Below are 16,487 nucleotides of genomic sequence, written 5' to 3' on the forward strand. Positions count from 1 at the left end.
AATTTACCGGGCACACTGACAGCCGATAAGGCTTCAGTGTGCCCGGTATTTGCAGTCCGGAATGGGTCCCGGTGTGAGCTGGCATTTACAGGTTGGCGAAAACCTCTACCTGATGGTGCAGCTCGCCGGCGATCTTTTGGTTTTTATCCAGCTCCCCCACGATACCGGCCAGGTCGTCAACCAGAACACGGGTGCTGCCAGTGACGCCGGTGACGCCGGTAACCGCGCCGTCCACCGCGCTGGAGATGGAGGCAATGGAGTCGGCAACCTCCGCCATAGCTGTCTGGAGTCCGTCCGCCTGATGATTAAAGGTCTCAATAGAGCGCTGAATGTAGGCGGCGTCCTCACGGTACTGCTGTCCCGACTGAACCGACCGGGCCAGCTGGATTTCAATGGCCTGGCCCAGATAGTCCGCCAGCTCCTGGGCGCTGCTGGACAGGTATTTTACCGCACCGGTTACAATTCCGCTGACCTCCTGGATATGGCCGGCGGCCTCGGCGCAGGCGTCCGCCAGGCGGCGGATCTCCTGGGCCACCACGGCAAAGCCCTTCCCCGCCGCCCCGGCCCGGGTGGCCTCAATGGAGGCGTTGATGGCAATGAGGTCCGTGGAGGAGGAAATAGACAGGATATCCTGGGTTAAAATGCCGATTTTGTCCACATTTTTGCTCTGTTCAATGGCCTCGTTCAAAATGGCCATGATCTCTTCCGTTCTGCGGTGTACCACCTCCATATCCCGCCGGGCGGACTGCTCCATCTCCTCCGAGCGCCCGCGCATCTCCACCGAATAGCTGTTGAGGGCGGCGCAGGCGTCGGCCACACGGGCGGTATCCTCCTGGGTGCTGGAGGCGCTGGCCGTGATGGCGGCGGTGTTCCGGGATATCTTCTCAAGGGCGGCGGACAGCTGTTCCGTCAGGCCGGAGAGCTCTCTGGCGCTGACGCTGGAGGTTTTGGTCCGCCCCCGGATTTCTTTGACCACGCCGCCAAGGCGCTCAGAGCTGTCCTGCAAGGTGCCCATAGCGCTTCGGATGGGCGCTATAACATAGGTCCGGATGATCCGCAGGGCCGCCCACACCAGCAGGATACCAATTATCAGCGTGGCGGCGCTGGTGACCAGCGAGATGACATAGACCGTGAACAGGCGGCCCTGGGCCCTTTCCGCCTGCGCGCTGACGGAGCTTGAAAGGGTGTCGATCCCCGCCTCCACGGCGGCGCTCTGGTCGGCCACCGTTCCGTTGGCCATGGCGTAGGCGTCCTGGGTTTTGCTGTCGGCGCTGGCGCAGACCAGGCCAACCAGCGCGTGTTTAAAGGCGTCATAGTCCTCCAGCAGGCCGTTGTACACTGCCTCGTCTCCAGCGGACACAAAGCCTGCGTAGTCCTTCAGCTGCCCGTCCAGCACGGCCTCCTCCGCCTTGATTTCCTGCACCAGCTGGATCATGCTGCCGTGGTCCGCCGCCACAATATGGGACAGAGCCAGGCGGTGTATATCCATCATGGAGCGGCGGATCTCCTCCAGTTTGGCCTCACTGACCATATATTCGTCCACTATGGTTCCGGCGTTGGAGTGGACATTGTTGATGCTGAACACCGCCAGGAGGTTGGAAAGCAGCGTCACCAGTCCCAGCAGAATGATGGGTAAAATCAGACGCTGCTGCAATGTAAGCTTCCCTTTCATATGTTTTGCCTCCATATGTTTCTGATTCGGATTACCGCGCTGTTACGCCCTCCACCATACGGTCCAGCTGGGCCTGGAGAGAGGCGCCGGAGGGATTTCCCTGGGCCATGCTGGAGGCGAATTCCGCCACCGGGTCCCAAATGTTTCCTCCCACCCGCTGGACCTGGGAAAACTCAGCCTGGGACAGCAGCGCCGCGATAGCCGCCGACTGCTGTACCTCCGGCGAGGAGGCTGCCGCGCTGTTGGAGGGCCCCTGGCCCCGGCGCTCAAAGCGCAGGCGCTGGCTCTCCTCACTGGTCAGCCATTCCGCCAGGCGGGCGGCCCATTCCGGATGCTGGGAGTAGGCGTTTACGCCGATAAGCTTACAGCCGGAAAAGGAGGCCATCTGCACCTGCTGTCCGCCGCAGGTAAAGGTGGGCAGTTTGACCGCTCCGGCCTGTTCTCCCCAGGCCTCTTGAATGGCCACCGCGTTCCACACGCCGCTGACACCGGCAATGACCTCGCCGTTCCGGACACCCGCCATAAACTCCTCGTCCGTCCGGCTGGAAAAGCCCGGGCTGGCGGCAATATCCAGCATGGCCTGGGCCACATCCAGGCCGGTGATGTCTCCATCTGTGCTGTTCCAGGTACAGTAGTTGGTCAAACCGTCGTCATTCAGGCCGACCTCCAGGCCGGTGTTGCCAAAGAAGGAGTAGACATACCAGGCGGAGGACCAGTCCATGGTAAACAGTTTTCCCGCCTGGGCGGCCGCCTCCAGCAGGCGGTCCATGGTCTGGACGTCCTCCTGGGAGAAATAGGCCTTGTTATAGTAGAGAAAGTAGCCATTGTCCGCCGTAAGAGGGTAGGCGTACAGCGTTCCGCCTACGCTGGCGGCCTCAACCGCCGCAGAGAGGTTTGTCCCCCGGATGGTCCCGGCATTTGTGATGGGGTCCAGCGCGCCGGCGGCGGCCAGGGCGGCTACCTGGTCATCTGCAAAGGTGAAGACATCCGCTCCCGCCTCCAGATCCCCCAGCAGAACATCTTTACAGCTGGCCTCGCCCTGGGGCTGACAGGTAATCTGAAAGTCGGCCTCACCGGCGTAGCGGACCTGGAACGAGTCGATCAGCTCCTGGAGCAAATCCGCATCCTCCTCCGCCCCCCAAACGGTGAGCGCTACTGTCTGCCTGGCCGGTGCCGGCTCCTCAGGGGAGGTCTGTCCCCCGCAGGCGGTCAAACCCAGCAGCATTGCCAGAAGAATTGGCAAAAAAACAGGTCTATTTTTCATGTCGTCACACCTTCCCGGTGAATTTGCAGCCGTGCACAGGGCCGAACAACCTGTAACATGGCCCCCGGCTGTTTTTCCTATTATAACATTGTCTTCCAACCTTCGCAACCGCCTCTTGCGGAAAATGCGCTTCAACGCTGGCAGGCTTCGAAATTGAGGATACCGGACCTGTAGGGGCGGGCTGCGGCCGCCCCTGCATACCGGCGATTGCCATAAATGTAACATCCCCTCCGTTGGAAGGGGATGTTGACTTACGGGGACAATTCTTTTATGGTACTTTGCAAGAACTCCAGAAACCGGGCGGCGTGGGCCCCGTCCATCTGGGTGTGGTGAAATTGAAAGGAGATGGGCAAAAGGGACCGAAAGCCCTTTCTCTGAACCCTGCCCCAGATCAGATAGGGGTTGTTGTAGCAGCCGGCGTAGATGTTCACCGCGCCGTCCAGCTCGGTCTGCACCAGGGCGGAGGTACCGATCACCATGCAGTCCTCCAGGTCGTGGGGGTGACAGGTTTCCCGAACCCGCTGGGTCAGTTCCAGGTAGTCCTTCTCAAACTGGGCCAGGTCGGGGGAGTAGAGGATGTCACAGGTGCTGATTTCACCGTTGGGAAGGGCGACCACCGTGTTCACCGCCAGGCGGTTGTATTCCACCAGGGTGTCCCCCACTGGCAGCAGGAAAAATTCCTCCACCTTGGAGGCCGCCTTGCCGATACACCAGCACATCATCATATTGAACTTGCAGTGGTACTTATGGCTCCACCGTACCAACGGGGTGACATCCAGGGTCTTGAACAGCGTTACCATAGGCATAGGCGCATGCATCCACAACTCAAAGGCCGCAGCGCGCTTGGTTTGGGACGGATCAATCTCTCTCATGTTGGTTCCTCCTTCCAAAATCCGGTGTTTTGATGCTAAAAAATATATTATACTACAGAGGAAGTCTGCCTGCAACAAAATTCCCTCCCAAATGGGAGGGAATTGGTGTTTATTTGGCTTTCAGCATTCGGCTTGCGTTGAGAATGGCCAGCACGGAAACCCCCACGTCGGCGAACACTGCCGCCCACATGTTGGCCCTGCCCATGGCGGACAGCACCAGCACCAGCAGCTTCACGCCCAGGGCAAAGACCACGTTCTGCCGGACGATTGCCAGCGTCTTCCGGGCGATACGCACCGCCACAGGGAGCTTTAGCAGGTCGTCGTCCATAAGGACGATGTCGGCGGCCTCAATGGCGGCGTCCGAGCCCAGGGCTCCCATGGCCACCCCGATATCGGCCCGAGACAGAACGGGGGCATCGTTGATGCCGTCCCCCACAAAGACCAGCTTCTCCTTGGGGCCCTTGTCCCGGAGGAGCTCCTCCACCCGTTCCACCTTACCGGCGGGGAGGAGCTGGGCGTAGAACCGGTCCAATCCCAGCTGTTCCGCCACAGCCTGGGCCGCCCCCTGGGCGTCTCCGGTGAGCATGACAGTCTGCCTCACGCCTGCCGCCTTCAGCTCCCGCAGGGCCTGGGCGGAGGTGGACTTGGGCTGGTCGGCAATGACCAGATGTCCGGCGTATTGGCCGTCCACCGCCACGTGGATGACCGTTCCGGGGTGGTCGTGGTCTGAGGTGACAGCGATCTGTTCCCGGTCCATCAGCTTCCGGTTGCCGGCCAGAACTCTGCGCCCGTCAATGACAGCCTGAACCCCATGGCCTGCGATCTCCTCCACCCCGGCGGCCCGGCTCTGGTCGGCAAGACCGCCCCAGGCTGCTACAATGGACTTGGAGATGGGGTGGGTGGAGAACTGCTCAGCCAGGGCGGCCAGCTCCAGCAGCTCCTGCTCAGACATGCCCTGGGGGTGGACCGCCGTGACGGAAAATTTCCCCTGGGTCAGGGTGCCTGTCTTGTCAAAGACAACCACCCCCGCCTGGGCCAGGGCCTCCAGATAGTTGCTCCCCTTGACCAGAATGCCCTGTTTGGAGGCTCCGCCAATGCCCCCGAAGAAGGACAGAGGGATGGAGATGACCAGAGCGCAGGGACAGGACACCACCAGGAAGTTCAGCGCCCGGGGCACCCAGGTTTCCCACTGGCCGTCCATCAGCGACGGAATTACCGCCAGGGCAAGGGCGGCGAAGACCACGATGGGGGTATAATACCGGGCAAATTTGGTGATAAAATGCTCCGCCTGGGCTTTTTTCTCGCTGGAGTTTTCCACCAGATCCAAAATCCGGGCCACAGTGGACTGGCCGAAGGGCTTTGACACTTTTACATGGAGCAGTCCGGAGAGATTGACACAGCCGGAGATCACCTCGTCCCCGGCGGACACGTCCCGGGGCAGGGACTCGCCGGTGAGTGCGGCGGTGTCCAGGGCGGAGGTTCCCTCCAGAACGGTTCCGTCCAGGGGTACCCGCTCCCCGGCCTTGATGACAATTACGTCGTCCACCGCCACCTCATCCGGGTCCACCTGAACCAGCTGGCCGTCCCGCTCCACGTTGGCGTAGTCGGGGCGGATGTCCATGAGGGCGGAGATGGACTGCCGGGACCGGGAGACGGCCACATTCTGAAACAGTTCGCCCACCTGATAAAAGAGCATCACCGCCACCGCCTCCGGGTACTCGCCAATGACCAGTGCCCCAATGGTGGCCACACACATGAGAAAGTTCTCATCAAAGACCTGGCCGTGCATGATATTACGGACAGCTTTCCAGAGAACATCCCATCCGATCACCAGATAAGGAATCAGGAACAGCGGCCACTTCGCCAGGGTGTACGCTCCGCAGCCATCCCGGTCCTGAACCACGCTGAGCAGCGGAATGGGGCCAGACAGCCGGACAGTGGGCAAAAGTAAGCAGACAACAAACAGCACAAAGGCAATGAGGATGCGGTACAGGGTCTTTTTTTGCTTTCGGGTCATATAAAACACCTCTTTATGTGGGCTTCTCCAGCACGGCGATACCTTCGGGCACCCGGCCGGAAATGACCTCCACCGCCACTGGGGCCAGTCTCAGGCGCTCCAGCAGCATCCGGTAGGTCTCCGGGGTGAAGGCGTGTTCATAGTGGAAGCCCACACCCTGATAAATTTTAATCATGGTCCCGTAGGCCGTCCCCACCTTTCCCTGGAGGTAGGTGGGCAGGATGAGCCGCCCGCCGGGGGCGGTGACCCGCCACAGCTCCCGCACCGCAGCCTCCGGCTGGGGGAGGAGATGGAGAACGTTGGCGGCAATCACCGCGTCAAAGCTGCCGTCCGGGTCGGACAGGGCAGTCACGTCCCGCCGGGAGAAGGTGATGTTGGTCAGCCCCCGCTTTTTTGCTTTCTTCCGGGCCTGCTTCAGCATAGCCTGGGACTGGTCGGTACACAGCACCGTTCCGGCCCGTTTTGCCGCCGCCAGGGAGAATTCCCCCGTCCCGGCGGCGCAGTCCAGGACCCTGGCCCCGGCTGGAACCAGCTGGGCCGTCCGGGCGGCCGCCGCAGTATTGACCGCCCGGTTGCTCCGCTCCACCAGGTCGTACAGCCAGGCCACCCGGTCCCAAAAGGTACTCACAGCACGATCTCGCAGTCGGGCTCCACTTTTTTACAGCATTTCACCACGTCCTTCATCACAGCGTCCACATCATCAGCCTCAATGGTCATTTTTTGGGTCATGAAGGACACAGAGGCACCGGTGACGCCGGGCAGCTTTTTGATGGCGGTCTCCATTTTGGCGGCGCAGTTGGCGCAGTCCAGATCAATGAGCTTAAAAGTCTTTTTCATGATAAAACATCCTTTCTGTCACTCTAAAATATGTTCCATACCCTGGGCCAGGATATGAATGACGTGGTCGTCGGCCAGGGAGTAGTACACAGTTTTGCCCTCCCGGCGGAATTTTACCAGCTTGCTGTTTTTCAGCACCCGCAGCTGGTGGGAGACGGCGGACTGGGTGACCTCCATCAGCTTGGCGATGTCGCACACACACAGCTCCGACTCCAGCAGGGCGTACAGGATTTTGACCCGGGTGCTGTCGCCGAATATTTTAAACAGCTCGGCCAGGTCGTATAGCTGTTCGTCGGGGGGCAGCTGGGCGCGGACCTTCTCCACGGCGTCCAGGTGGACGCACTCCTCCTCGCAGTGAGGGATGGCTTTCCCTTCCATAGCGTTCTCCTTTCAACATATGAGCACTTGTTCATGTGTTGGCATTATCATACTACACAGCCCCCCCTTTGTCAAGGGGGACCGGGAATTTTTTTCGGCGCCCTTGCCAGCATGGGAGAAAGACAGTATAATATTCCTGCCGCAAATTTTTTTCTCCCAGCCGGGAACCTTTTTCCGCGCTCTGCGTCAAAGCTCTCAGAACCCAAAACCGGGTCAAACCATAACCCCAACAGAAAAGGAGTTTACTTATCATGAAACGACGCATCCTAGCTATGGCCCTGGCCAGCGCCCTGGCCCTGTCCCTTGCCGCCTGCGGCGGCGGAAACGGCGGCGGCAGCGCCTCCTCCACCCCCGGCGGAAGCTCTTCCGTCAGCTCCAGCCAGCCGGACGGCTCCGCGCCCGGCGGCTCCAATCCGGACGTTTCCAGCCCGGACGGCTCCCAGCCCGACGCCTCCGCCCCCGACGGCAGCGCCAGCGGCTCCGCCGGCGGCAGCGCCTCCTCGGCGGAGGGCTTGAAGGTCACCCTTACCCTCAACCGCACCAACATCGAGCTGAATAAGGCCGGGGCCACCTTCCGCCTGCGCTATACCGCCGAGCCCGACACCGACGGCATTCCCACCTTCACCTCCAGCGACACCAAGGTGGCCACGGTCGCGGAGGACGGCACCATCAAAGCGGTTGCCCCCGGCAAGGCCACCATCACCGTGACCTACGACGGGGCCACTGCCACCGCTTCCGTCAACTGCAGCTGGAAGGAGAGCCAGCCCGCTCCCACCCCTAAGCCCGACGCCTCCAAGCCCGACAGCAGCGGCTCCGGCAGCTCCAGCGGTTCCAGCAGCTCCGGCGGCTCCAGCAGCTCCGCCCCCGCCGCCAGCGTGAACCTGTCCGATTTCTACACCACCATCACCGGCAAGTATCAGTTCTCCTTTATGATGGAGGCCGATGACACCATGCTGTCCACCTTCTTCGCCGGGCTGTCCAACCTCACGCTGTCCCAGCAGGTCCTTTACCTGTGCGGCATGAGCCCCTCTCCCCACGGTGACTTCGCCCTGGTCCAGGTGTCCGACCCCAAGAATGCGGATACGGTGAAGGCCATCTTCCAGGCCCGCATCGACTACATGGTGGGCGACGGCAACGGCCCCGGCGGCGCTCTCTACCCCATGGAGCAGACCATGTGGGAGGAGAACGCCCGCATCGCTGTCAACGGCGACTGCGTGATGCTGATTGTCCACCCGGACTGCGACAGCATTGTCGACGACTTTAACGCCCTGTTCTAAACATTACGCCAAACGGTGGACGAAGAATCGTCCGCCGTTTGTATGAGGAGGTTCCCCATGGTCTTTTCCACCCCCATTTTCATGTTTTATTTCCTGGTTCTCACCCTGGCGGTGTACTATGTGGTGCCCCGAAGGCTGCGCAACCCGGTGCTGCTGTGCGCCTCTCTGGCCTTCTACTACTGGGGGGAGCGGGCCTATGTGTCCATCATGTTCCTGTCCACCGCTATTGACTACACCCACGGCCTGCTGGTGGAGCGGTGCAAGGCAAAGGGGAACGACCGGGGGGCGCGGGCGGCGGTGACCGCCTCCATCCTGTTCAATCTGGCCCTGCTGTGCTTTTTCAAGTACTGGGACTTTATCGCCGGGACCCTACAGTCCGCCGGCCTCACCTTTATGCCTGTACTGGGGGTCCATCTGCCCATCGGCATCTCCTTCTACACCTTCCAGACCATGAGCTACACCATTGACGTCTACCGGGGGGACGCCCGGGCTCAGCGGAATATCTTCAATTTCGGTACCTTTGTCACTCTGTTCCCCCAGCTCATTGCAGGCCCCATTATCAAGTACAAAGACCTGGGTGACCAGATTGATGAGCGGACCTGTTCCAGCGAAAAATTTGCTTCCGGTGTACAAATCTTTATGGTGGGCCTGGCCAAAAAGCTGCTCATTGCCAACAATGTGGGTATGCTCTGGGACAGCTACAAGGCCATGGCCCTGTCCGAGCTGACAGTGGCCGGGGCCTGGCTGGGGGTGCTGGCCTTCACTTTCCAGATTTATTTTGACTTCTCCGGCTACTCTGACATGGCCGTGGGCCTGGGGCGGATGCTGGGCTTTGAATTTCTGCCCAACTTTAACTACCCCTACATCTCCAAAAGCATCACCGAGTTCTGGCGGCGGTGGCACATCTCCCTCAGTACCTGGTTCCGGGAGTATCTGTATATCCCCCTGGGAGGCAACCGCAGGGGAAAGGGCCGGCAGATGTTCAACCTGCTGGTGGTCTGGGCCGCCACCGGCATCTGGCACGGGGCCAACTGGACCTTTCTGTTCTGGGGGCTTTACTTTTTTGTCCTGCTGATGATAGAAAAATTCTTTCTGCTGGACAAGCTGGAGCGGGCCCCCGCCCTGGTGGGACATGTGTACACCATGCTGCTGGTTATGGTCAGCTGGGCCATCTTCGCCATTGAGGACCTGGGGCAGCTGGGAGGATATCTCAAGGTCATGTTCGGCCTGGGGGGCGTCCCCCTGGCGGACGGCGCTTTCGGCTACTATCTGACCAGCTACCTGCCCACCCTCTGCGCGGCGGCGCTGGCCTCCACACCGCTGGGCGGGGCACTCTACCGCCGCCTGGGCACAAAGGCACAGCAAATCGCCTGCACTGCCCTGGTGGCCGGTGGACTGATGATCTGTACCGCCTATCTGGTGGCCGGCACTTACAACCCCTTCCTGTACTTTAACTTTTAAGGAGGCGCGAATATGACAAAAAGGTTCAGCATCTTTCTCAGCGCTCTGTTCTGCGCCTTTCTGGGCGGCGTCTGCGTTGTCAGTCTGCTGCTCCCGGATGTGAAGTTTTCTCCTTTGGAGAACCGTTACCTCCAGGACCCGCCCAAGCTGTCGCTGGAGAACCTGAACAGCGGCAGGTTTATGGAGGATGCCGAGGATTATGTCTCTGACCACATTATGGGCCGGGACCTGTGGGTGTCCATGAAGGCCTGGAGCGAGCGGCTGTCCGGCAAAAAGGAGAACGAGGGGGTGTACTTTGGGAAGCAGGATACCCTAATCAACCGGGTTGACGATCCGGACCCCGGCAAACTGGAAAAAGATATGGGCTACCTGGATGCGCTGACAGGCAATGTGTCTGTGCCGGTGTACTTTGGACTGATCCCCTCCGCCGCCGAAATCTGGAAAGACCGGCTCCCGGAGGGGGCTCCCACCGCGGACGAAAAATCTATTATTCACTCCCTCTACTTCTCCACCGGGGCCTCTACCGTTGACCTGTACAGCGCTCTGGCGGCCCACAGCGGTGAGGACATCTACTACCGCACCGACCACCACTGGACCAGCCTGGGGGCCTTCTACGGAGCCAATGCCATCTTTGAGGCCATGGGATTGGAGCCGCTGAACCTGGACGACTATCAGAAGGTTACCGTCACAGATCAGTTTAACGGCACCAGCTTTTCCACCTCCGGCGTGCGCTGGCTGCCCCCGGATACCATTGACACCTATGTCCCGGATGAGGGAATCAAGGTGACCTCCTGGTTTAAAGGCGCGCCTGAGCCGGGCAGCCTGTATGTGGACAGCTACCTGGATGTGAAGGACAAGTACTCCTACTTTCTGGGGGGGCGTCAGCCCCTGTGCGTGGTGGAGAAGGAGGGCAGCACCGGCCCTAAGGTGCTCCTTGTCCGGGATTCCTACTCCGACTCCCTCACCCCATTTTTGACAGATCGGTTTTCTGAAATCCACCTCATTGATCCCCGGGACAATCTGAGCAGCATCAAGGGCTATGTGGAGGAACACAACATCGACACAGTGATTGTACTGTACAGCTTCTACAACTTTGCCACCGATAAAAATTTGTTTTTGCTGGGCAGATAACAAAAATTCCCTTCCGTTAGGTGGGTACAGATAAGGAAGAACCCACCCACAGCCAAACCCTAAAACCGAAAAGACAGGAGGCCGAAACCAGGCCCCCTGTTTTTTTCGTACCTTCCAGCGGCCCACCGCTGACCGCCTCAAGAATCCTATGCTCAACGAGTTTATTGAGAAAGTCGTTGTCCATGAAGTGGACAAATCCACCGGGGACAGGCGGCAGAAGGTTGATATATATTTTAACTTCATCGGCTGTTTCGTCCCGCCCAGGCCGGAGGTTATTCTGACCGCCGGGGAAAAAGCAAAGCGCAAAAGGCGTTGGCGGCGAGGAACCGGGAACGGAGCAAAACAAACTGCGTATGCGCCGGGTGAGGGAGGTACAGCGGGCCGCAAAGGAGGCCGGGAAAGTTTCGGCTCCGGCTGGTTGATTTGGGTAATTTGTCGTGCTATACTGAACTCGACATTTGCCCCGGTTAGGAGGATGGCTTATGCCCATGATATAGATTTCACAAGGAAACGCCCCCGGTTTGGTCTATGGCATTAACATTAAAATCCCTCATGAGCGCACATTCTTGTTTGGTAGTTTGACCGTTGGACTAACTAATAAATACTCCCGCTTTTCAAAGGGTAAACTGATAATTTTTCAAGACGGGCAAGTAAAATTCCGATTGAAGGAATCAAACAGATTAAATTGGGCGTTAAATTCCGTCCTTCCCATATGTGTCCTATTACTCTGCTTCACGCTTTTTATTTTTTTCCCGCAGTATGAAGCATTGTGGGTATCACTATTTCTCGTTTTTATAATACTGGTGCTCGGCTCTATTAACCGGCAATACTCCATTTTCGAGGGTGAAGAAGAAATTGGATTTTCACAGGAAAGATGGATAAAGCCGATAAGTAGTTTTTCTATACGAAATAATAACTACCGCATCTACTCTCACAGCCATGAACGTTATTCTCTGTTCAAGGATGGCATACAAATTGCATTATACAACAGGAAATTGGAGAAATCGAAGAATAGGTATCTAATTTATTATTCCGCAGATGAACCTTTAGAGGTAATCGAATTGTTTTGTTTGTGGATTGATATGTTTCACTACGATGATAATCGGGGACGGACAATCCTAAAAACATTTAACCTTCATCCAGATAAACACACTGAATATACGTTTTGGCGACCTAAAGATGTTGAGTAAAAAATCCCGCCGCAAAGCAAGGGCGCACTTCTATACATGGTCTGCGGCCATGTATCGTGCGCTCTGCGAGGCCCGGCCCGGACTTCCGAAAGTCCGGGCCGTTTGCGTCGCTCCGCTCCGTACAAGGGGCTGCGCCCCCTGCGCCCTCGCCGGAAAGGTACACCCGCTTCGCGTCTGCACCTTTCCAACGAGGCTAAAACCGAATACTCTGTGGGCGGCGAAAGGATCGGCTCAAAGGGCTGTACTGGGAGGGAGACGGCTTTGTACTAGTGTATAAGCGGCTGGAAAACGGGAGTTTCCAGTGGCCGAGGAACGGTGAGGAGGCGCGGCAACTCACGGCACAGCAGTACCGGTGGCTGATGGGGGGACTGAGCGTGGAGCAGCCAAGGGCACACAAGACAATGTCTGGGTTGAACATTGTCTAATAAGAGGCAATCGTGGAGAAAGCTGGTTTTTTGCCTGATTTTATGGTATAATTAAAGCTATGAAAGAGCAAACGCATGAGAGAAACACGGGGACAATTACGATTTCCCGTGCGGAATAGATCTATTAGCCAAGTTGCAGACTTCCGGCATTGAAATATGCTCCCCACCCCAAAGGCCAAGAAAGAAGTGGCGTAGCCTTTCGACTACGCCACTTCTTCCAAATGAAAATACTTCCTTATGAGGCCCCCCGTTAATGTCTGCGGGCCTGTTTTACAATGTTTACTTAATAACACCCTTCTGCAAGATCAGATTGGCGTAGATGGAGGTCTCGCCGGACTGGAGGATGCAGCAGCACCCCTTGGCCTGTTCATAAAACTCAAAGCGCTCATAGGTGCCGAAGGCGGCTGCGCCCCGCTCGTCATACTTGGCGACAATTTGTTTGTACTCCTCCACAACGGGGATATCCAAGTCCTTGTCGCACTCCATAGGCTCCATGGTCATGGCGGGGGTCGCCACATAGGCGTCCAGGGGGATGACCTGCATGATGGCGTCCAGCAGCTCAGGCACGCCGTGGCCGTCGGCCCGGACCAGGATGGCCCCGCCCGCCTGGGCCATGGATTTGCCGGGGAAGTTGCCGTCACCGATGCAAATGCGGTCGCCATGGCCCATCTCGGCCAGCACCTTCAGCAGTTCAGGGGAGAGGATGGGGGGGATATTCTTTAACATGGAAATGCCTCCTTATTTGACTCCCCGTGAGGGGAGGGGACGCTTAAACTCAGCGGATGTTGCGGTACATGGGGCCGTAGGCGGCGCAGGCGCGGTAGTCCTGGCCCTCCTTGTCCATGCCAAAGGCGTTCCAGGCGGCGGGACGGAATATATCCTGGTTGGGCACATTGTGCATGCACACGGGGATGCGCAGCATGGAGCACAGAGTAATCAGGTCGGCGCCGACGTGGCCGTAGGAGATAGCGCCGTGGTTGGCGCCCCAGTTGTTCATCACGTCGTAGGCGGAGCGGAAGGGGCTGCCCTCCACGCCGTCACACCGGGGGGCGAACCAGGTGCAGGGCCAGGTATAGTCGGTGCGGCGCATAAGCTTTTCCGTCACCTCGTCGGGCAGGCTGACAGTCCAGCCCTCGGCGATCTGGAGGACGGGGCCCAGCCCCTTGACCAGGTTCAGGCGGATCATGGTGGCAGGCATCTCGGCGCGGGTGATATAGTGGCTGGAGAAGCCGCCGCCCCGGAAGTAGCCATAGTCGGCGGAGGGCCAGTCGGTGGCGGCGGTCATCTTTTCAATGTCCTCCGCAGTGACCTCCCACCATTTTTTCATCACGGGCTTGCCCTGGCCGTCCAGACACTCGCCGCAGGCGTCCAGGCAGGCGGCGCCCGAGTTAATCAGGTGGATAAAGCCGCCATTCTCCTTGGCAACGCCGGTGAGCTCATAGCCGGTGGCCCGCTTGGTGGCCTCGGGGGACCAGAAGGTGCGCACGTCGGCGAAGATCTGAGCCCGGTTGGTGAGCAGCTTCATAAACAGCATGCCCAGGCCGTTGAGCACGTCATTCTCGGTGGCCAGAATGTAGGGCTCGCGGGCGCCGCTGTAGTCAAAGCTGGAGTTGAGCAGGGCCTCGGGATAGTCGCAGTTGGGGTAGAAATCGGTCCACTGGCGCTGGCCCTGGAAGCCGCCGGCAATGGCGTTGTGGCCCACCATCTCCTCCTCGCAGCCCTCGGGCAGGTTGGGATTGCCGTTCATCAGATCCTTGATGATGCAGTACATCTTAACCGTGAACTCCCAGGCCTCCGCCTTCTTCTCAGGGGACGCCTTGACAAAGTCGGGGTTCTTGTCCCAGCCCTCCTTGCAGTGCTCCTTGGTCCAGGCCAGGGCCTTCTGGAACTCGGCCTCGTCATAGATGCCCTCGGTCATGCGGCGGATAATTTCCACCTCGTCCACAGACTCCACCCGCATGCCCAGATAGTCCTGAATAAACTCCTGGTCAATGATAGAGCCGCCAATGCCCATACACATGGAGCCGATCTGAAGGTAGCTCTTGCCCCGCATGGTGGCCACGGCCACGGCGGCCCGGCCAAAGCGGAGCAGCTTTTCCTTCACGTCTTCGGGGATATCAGTTACCTCATCCAGGTTCTGCACCTCGTGGCCATAGATGCCAAAGGCGGGCAGGCCCTTCTGGGCGTGGGTGGCCAGCACGGAGGCCAGATACACCGCGCCGGGGCGCTCGGTGCCGTTAAAGCCCCATACACCCTTGATGGTCATGGGGTCCATATCCATAGTCTCGGCACCGTAGCACCAGCAGGGGGTGACAGTGAGGGTGATGTCCACATTTTCCTTTTTAAACTTGGCGGCGCAGGCGGCGGCCTCAGCCACCCGGCCAATGGTGGTATCGGCGATAACCACCTTGACCGGTTCCCCGTTGGAGTAGCAGATGTTTTGCTCAAACAGGGCCTTGGCGGCCTGGGCCATGGACATGGTCTGCTCCTCCAGAGACTCCCGGACCTTCAGGGGGCCGCGCCGACCGTCGATTGTGGGGCGGATGCCGATAACGGGGTACTCGCCAATGTACCGGTTCTTTGCCATAATAATCTTCCTCCTTGCATTTACTGCTCCGCCGGTTTCTGGCGGCGTTGTTTGGAAATGGACTTATAAGACGCTTGTGGAAAGCGTAATATACTTACAGATGGATGGTGCATTTCAGCCGGACGGTGCGGGGCGGGCTGTCGTCCCCCTCCAGCCGCTGGATGAGCCAGGCGGCGGCGGTGCGGCCGATCTCCTGCTCCGGCTGATGGATCACAGGCAGGGGAGGGGTCATCATAGAGCAGATATCCAGGCAGTCGTAGCCGAACACAGTCACGTCGTCGGGAATGTTGACCCCCCGCTCCCGGGCGGCGGTGATAATGCCTATGGTGGTGTCGCTGTTGGTGGAAAAGATGGCCGTTGGGGGGGCGGGCAGCGCCATCAGGTCCACAAAGCCCTGATAACCGGTGGCAAAGGTGTGTTCCCCCCGGACAATCAGGGAGTCGTCATAGTGGACGCCCTTTTCCTCCAGGGCCCGCAGATAGCCGGCGATTCGCTCCCGGGCGGTTTGGAGGGAGCTGGGGCCGCTGATAGCGGCAATGCGGCGGTGGCCGCTGCGGATCAGGTAGCTGATGGCCTGCCAGGCGGACTCGGTGTTGTCGGTCAGCACCGCGTCGGCGGAAATGCCGGGGATCACCCGGTCCACCTGGACCACCGGCACGCCCCGGTTGGCGGTGATCTCCAGAAATTCGTCGGAGGTCAGATTTTCGGGCAGATAGATCAGGCCGTCCACCCCGGTGCCGATCAGGAAATTGAGGTAGTCCCGCTCCAGCCCGTGGTCGGAGGAGTAGCAGGAGATAATGGTGTGATAGCCGTTTTCCCGAAACACCTTGTCCAGGGCGGTGAAGATATAGCTGTAAAAGGAGATGCTCAGGGTGGGCAGCAGGATGCCGATAGAGTGGCTGCGCTGGGTTTTAAGGCTGCGGGCGAAGGGGTTGACCCGGTAGTCCAGGGCGGCGATAGCGTTTCGGATGGCCTCCAGATTGGCGGGGCGCACCTGTCCGCCGTTGATGTATTTGGAAACAGTGGACTGGGAAACGCCGGCCATCCGGGCTACATCCTTGATTGTCGCCATGGTTCCTCCCGTAAAAACGAATCGTTTCGACTAAAAAGTCGGATACTGCCCTGCACTATTTAATGATATAGAAAAACTTTTGTGCTGTCAATACAAAAATTTATAAAAAATATCTTGCTTTTTGTGGAGAAGTCTATTATAATGAAAACCTGAACAGCGAAACCGGCCTTGAAATGCCGCCAAAAAAACGAAACGATTCGAGTTTTGCGTTGTTGATTTATATAATAATACCAAAAAAGAACCGGGATAACTGTGCAAAACAACGGATACTTGGCGGCAGGACGGTTTTCAAAAGGATAGACGG

The 16,487-nt window shown here is 58.7% G+C and carries 14 protein-coding genes and 1 pseudogene; 5 read left to right on the forward strand and 10 right to left on the reverse strand.

What is annotated here, in order from left to right:
* Window positions 1-85 precede the first annotated feature (85 nt).
* The 7 genes from NFS22_RS23645 to NFS22_RS00105 all read right to left on the reverse strand — a co-directional run bounded on the left by NFS22_RS23645 (window position 86) and on the right by NFS22_RS00105 (window position 7,040).
* Complete coding sequence (locus tag NFS22_RS23645; protein WP_277614726.1) at window positions 86-1,672, reverse strand: methyl-accepting chemotaxis protein; 1,587 nt, start codon at window positions 1,670-1,672, stop codon at window positions 86-88.
* Window positions 1,673-1,703: 31 nt separating this feature from the next.
* Window positions 1,704-2,936, reverse strand: a complete 1,233-nt coding sequence (locus NFS22_RS00080; RefSeq protein WP_251315737.1) for an extracellular solute-binding protein — start codon at window positions 2,934-2,936, stop codon at window positions 1,704-1,706.
* A gap of 251 nt (window positions 2,937-3,187) precedes the next feature.
* Window positions 3,188-3,808, reverse strand: coding sequence for a CatA-like O-acetyltransferase, family 2 (locus NFS22_RS00085; protein WP_251315738.1), 621 nt, complete (start codon window positions 3,806-3,808; stop codon window positions 3,188-3,190).
* Between the two features lie 109 nt (window positions 3,809-3,917).
* Window positions 3,918-5,825 carry a heavy metal translocating P-type ATPase gene (locus NFS22_RS00090; RefSeq protein ID WP_251315739.1) on the reverse strand — a complete coding sequence of 636 codons (1,908 nt, stop codon included), beginning with the start codon at window positions 5,823-5,825 and terminating at the stop codon, window positions 3,918-3,920.
* Window positions 5,826-5,838: 13 nt separating this feature from the next.
* Window positions 5,839-6,453, reverse strand: a complete 615-nt coding sequence (locus tag NFS22_RS00095) for a class I SAM-dependent methyltransferase (protein WP_251315740.1) — start codon at window positions 6,451-6,453, stop codon at window positions 5,839-5,841.
* Window positions 6,450-6,662 (reverse strand): cation transporter, encoded by a 213-nt coding sequence (locus NFS22_RS00100; RefSeq protein ID WP_251315741.1) that lies wholly within the window; start codon window positions 6,660-6,662, stop codon window positions 6,450-6,452. Before NFS22_RS00100 ends, NFS22_RS00095 begins: the two co-directional genes overlap by 4 nt.
* 18 nt (window positions 6,663-6,680) lie before the next feature.
* On the reverse strand, window positions 6,681-7,040 hold the full coding sequence (locus tag NFS22_RS00105) for an ArsR/SmtB family transcription factor (RefSeq protein ID WP_251315742.1): 360 nt from the start codon (window positions 7,038-7,040) through the stop codon (window positions 6,681-6,683).
* 251 nt (window positions 7,041-7,291) lie between these two features.
* Here NFS22_RS00105 and NFS22_RS00110 point away from each other — a divergent pair, with 251 nt between their 5' ends.
* From NFS22_RS00110 to tnpB, 5 genes and pseudogenes are all read left to right on the forward strand, one after another.
* Window positions 7,292-8,317 carry an Ig-like domain-containing protein gene (locus NFS22_RS00110; protein WP_251315743.1) on the forward strand — a complete coding sequence of 342 codons (1,026 nt, stop codon included), beginning with the start codon at window positions 7,292-7,294 and terminating at the stop codon, window positions 8,315-8,317.
* Between the two features lie 57 nt (window positions 8,318-8,374).
* Entirely contained in the window at window positions 8,375-9,778 is a 1,404-nt protein-coding gene (locus NFS22_RS00115) for an MBOAT family O-acyltransferase (protein ID WP_251315744.1), read from the forward strand.
* Between the two features lie 12 nt (window positions 9,779-9,790).
* A complete protein-coding gene (locus NFS22_RS00120) occupies window positions 9,791-10,909 on the forward strand; it encodes a DHHW family protein (RefSeq protein ID WP_251315745.1) in 1,119 nt (372 codons plus the stop codon).
* Between the two features lie 142 nt (window positions 10,910-11,051).
* A pseudogene (locus NFS22_RS00125) lies at window positions 11,052-11,447 on the forward strand (DUF4368 domain-containing protein); the annotation flags it as partial.
* 855 nt (window positions 11,448-12,302) lie between these two features.
* Entirely contained in the window at window positions 12,303-12,524 is a 222-nt protein-coding gene (gene tnpB / locus NFS22_RS23960) for an IS66 family insertion sequence element accessory protein TnpB (RefSeq protein ID WP_420908821.1), read from the forward strand.
* A 279-nt stretch (window positions 12,525-12,803) separates the two neighbouring features.
* Here the strand turns inward: tnpB and NFS22_RS00130 are convergent, their stop codons facing one another.
* The 3 genes from NFS22_RS00130 to NFS22_RS00140 all read right to left on the reverse strand — a co-directional run bounded on the left by NFS22_RS00130 (window position 12,804) and on the right by NFS22_RS00140 (window position 16,183).
* On the reverse strand, window positions 12,804-13,250 hold the full coding sequence (locus tag NFS22_RS00130) for an RbsD/FucU family protein (protein ID WP_251315747.1): 447 nt from the start codon (window positions 13,248-13,250) through the stop codon (window positions 12,804-12,806).
* Window positions 13,251-13,299: 49 nt separating this feature from the next.
* On the reverse strand, window positions 13,300-15,111 hold the full coding sequence (locus NFS22_RS00135) for an L-fucose isomerase (protein WP_251315748.1): 1,812 nt from the start codon (window positions 15,109-15,111) through the stop codon (window positions 13,300-13,302).
* Window positions 15,112-15,205: 94 nt separating this feature from the next.
* Complete coding sequence (locus NFS22_RS00140; RefSeq protein ID WP_251315749.1) at window positions 15,206-16,183, reverse strand: LacI family DNA-binding transcriptional regulator; 978 nt, start codon at window positions 16,181-16,183, stop codon at window positions 15,206-15,208.
* Window positions 16,184-16,487: the final 304 nt, after the last annotated feature.

It is taken from the genome of Flintibacter muris (assembly GCF_943192995.1).
In the GTDB taxonomy this organism is placed as follows: Bacteria; Bacillota; Clostridia; order Oscillospirales; family Oscillospiraceae; genus Lawsonibacter; species Lawsonibacter muris.

What these genes read in the sequence shown, in the direction of transcription:
- NFS22_RS23645 (WP_277614726.1), bottom strand. Translation starts at nt 1,672, where the DNA reads ATGAAAGGGAAGCTTACATTGCAGCAGCGTCTGATTTTACCCATCATT.
- NFS22_RS00080 (WP_251315737.1), bottom strand. Translation starts at nt 2,936, where the DNA reads ATGAAAAATAGACCTGTTTTTTTGCCAATTCTTCTGGCAATGCTGCTG.
- NFS22_RS00085 (WP_251315738.1), bottom strand. Translation starts at nt 3,808, where the DNA reads ATGAGAGAGATTGATCCGTCCCAAACCAAGCGCGCTGCGGCCTTTGAG.
- NFS22_RS00090 (WP_251315739.1), bottom strand. Translation starts at nt 5,825, where the DNA reads ATGACCCGAAAGCAAAAAAAGACCCTGTACCGCATCCTCATTGCCTTT.
- NFS22_RS00100 (WP_251315741.1), bottom strand. Translation starts at nt 6,662, where the DNA reads ATGAAAAAGACTTTTAAGCTCATTGATCTGGACTGCGCCAACTGCGCC.
- NFS22_RS00105 (WP_251315742.1), bottom strand. Translation starts at nt 7,040, where the DNA reads ATGGAAGGGAAAGCCATCCCTCACTGCGAGGAGGAGTGCGTCCACCTG.
- NFS22_RS00110 (WP_251315743.1), top strand. Translation starts at nt 7,292, where the DNA reads ATGAAACGACGCATCCTAGCTATGGCCCTGGCCAGCGCCCTGGCCCTG.
- NFS22_RS00115 (WP_251315744.1), top strand. Translation starts at nt 8,375, where the DNA reads ATGGTCTTTTCCACCCCCATTTTCATGTTTTATTTCCTGGTTCTCACC.
- NFS22_RS00120 (WP_251315745.1), top strand. Translation starts at nt 9,791, where the DNA reads ATGACAAAAAGGTTCAGCATCTTTCTCAGCGCTCTGTTCTGCGCCTTT.
- NFS22_RS00130 (WP_251315747.1), bottom strand. Translation starts at nt 13,250, where the DNA reads ATGTTAAAGAATATCCCCCCCATCCTCTCCCCTGAACTGCTGAAGGTG.
- NFS22_RS00135 (WP_251315748.1), bottom strand. Translation starts at nt 15,111, where the DNA reads ATGGCAAAGAACCGGTACATTGGCGAGTACCCCGTTATCGGCATCCGC.
- NFS22_RS00140 (WP_251315749.1), bottom strand. Translation starts at nt 16,183, where the DNA reads ATGGCGACAATCAAGGATGTAGCCCGGATGGCCGGCGTTTCCCAGTCC.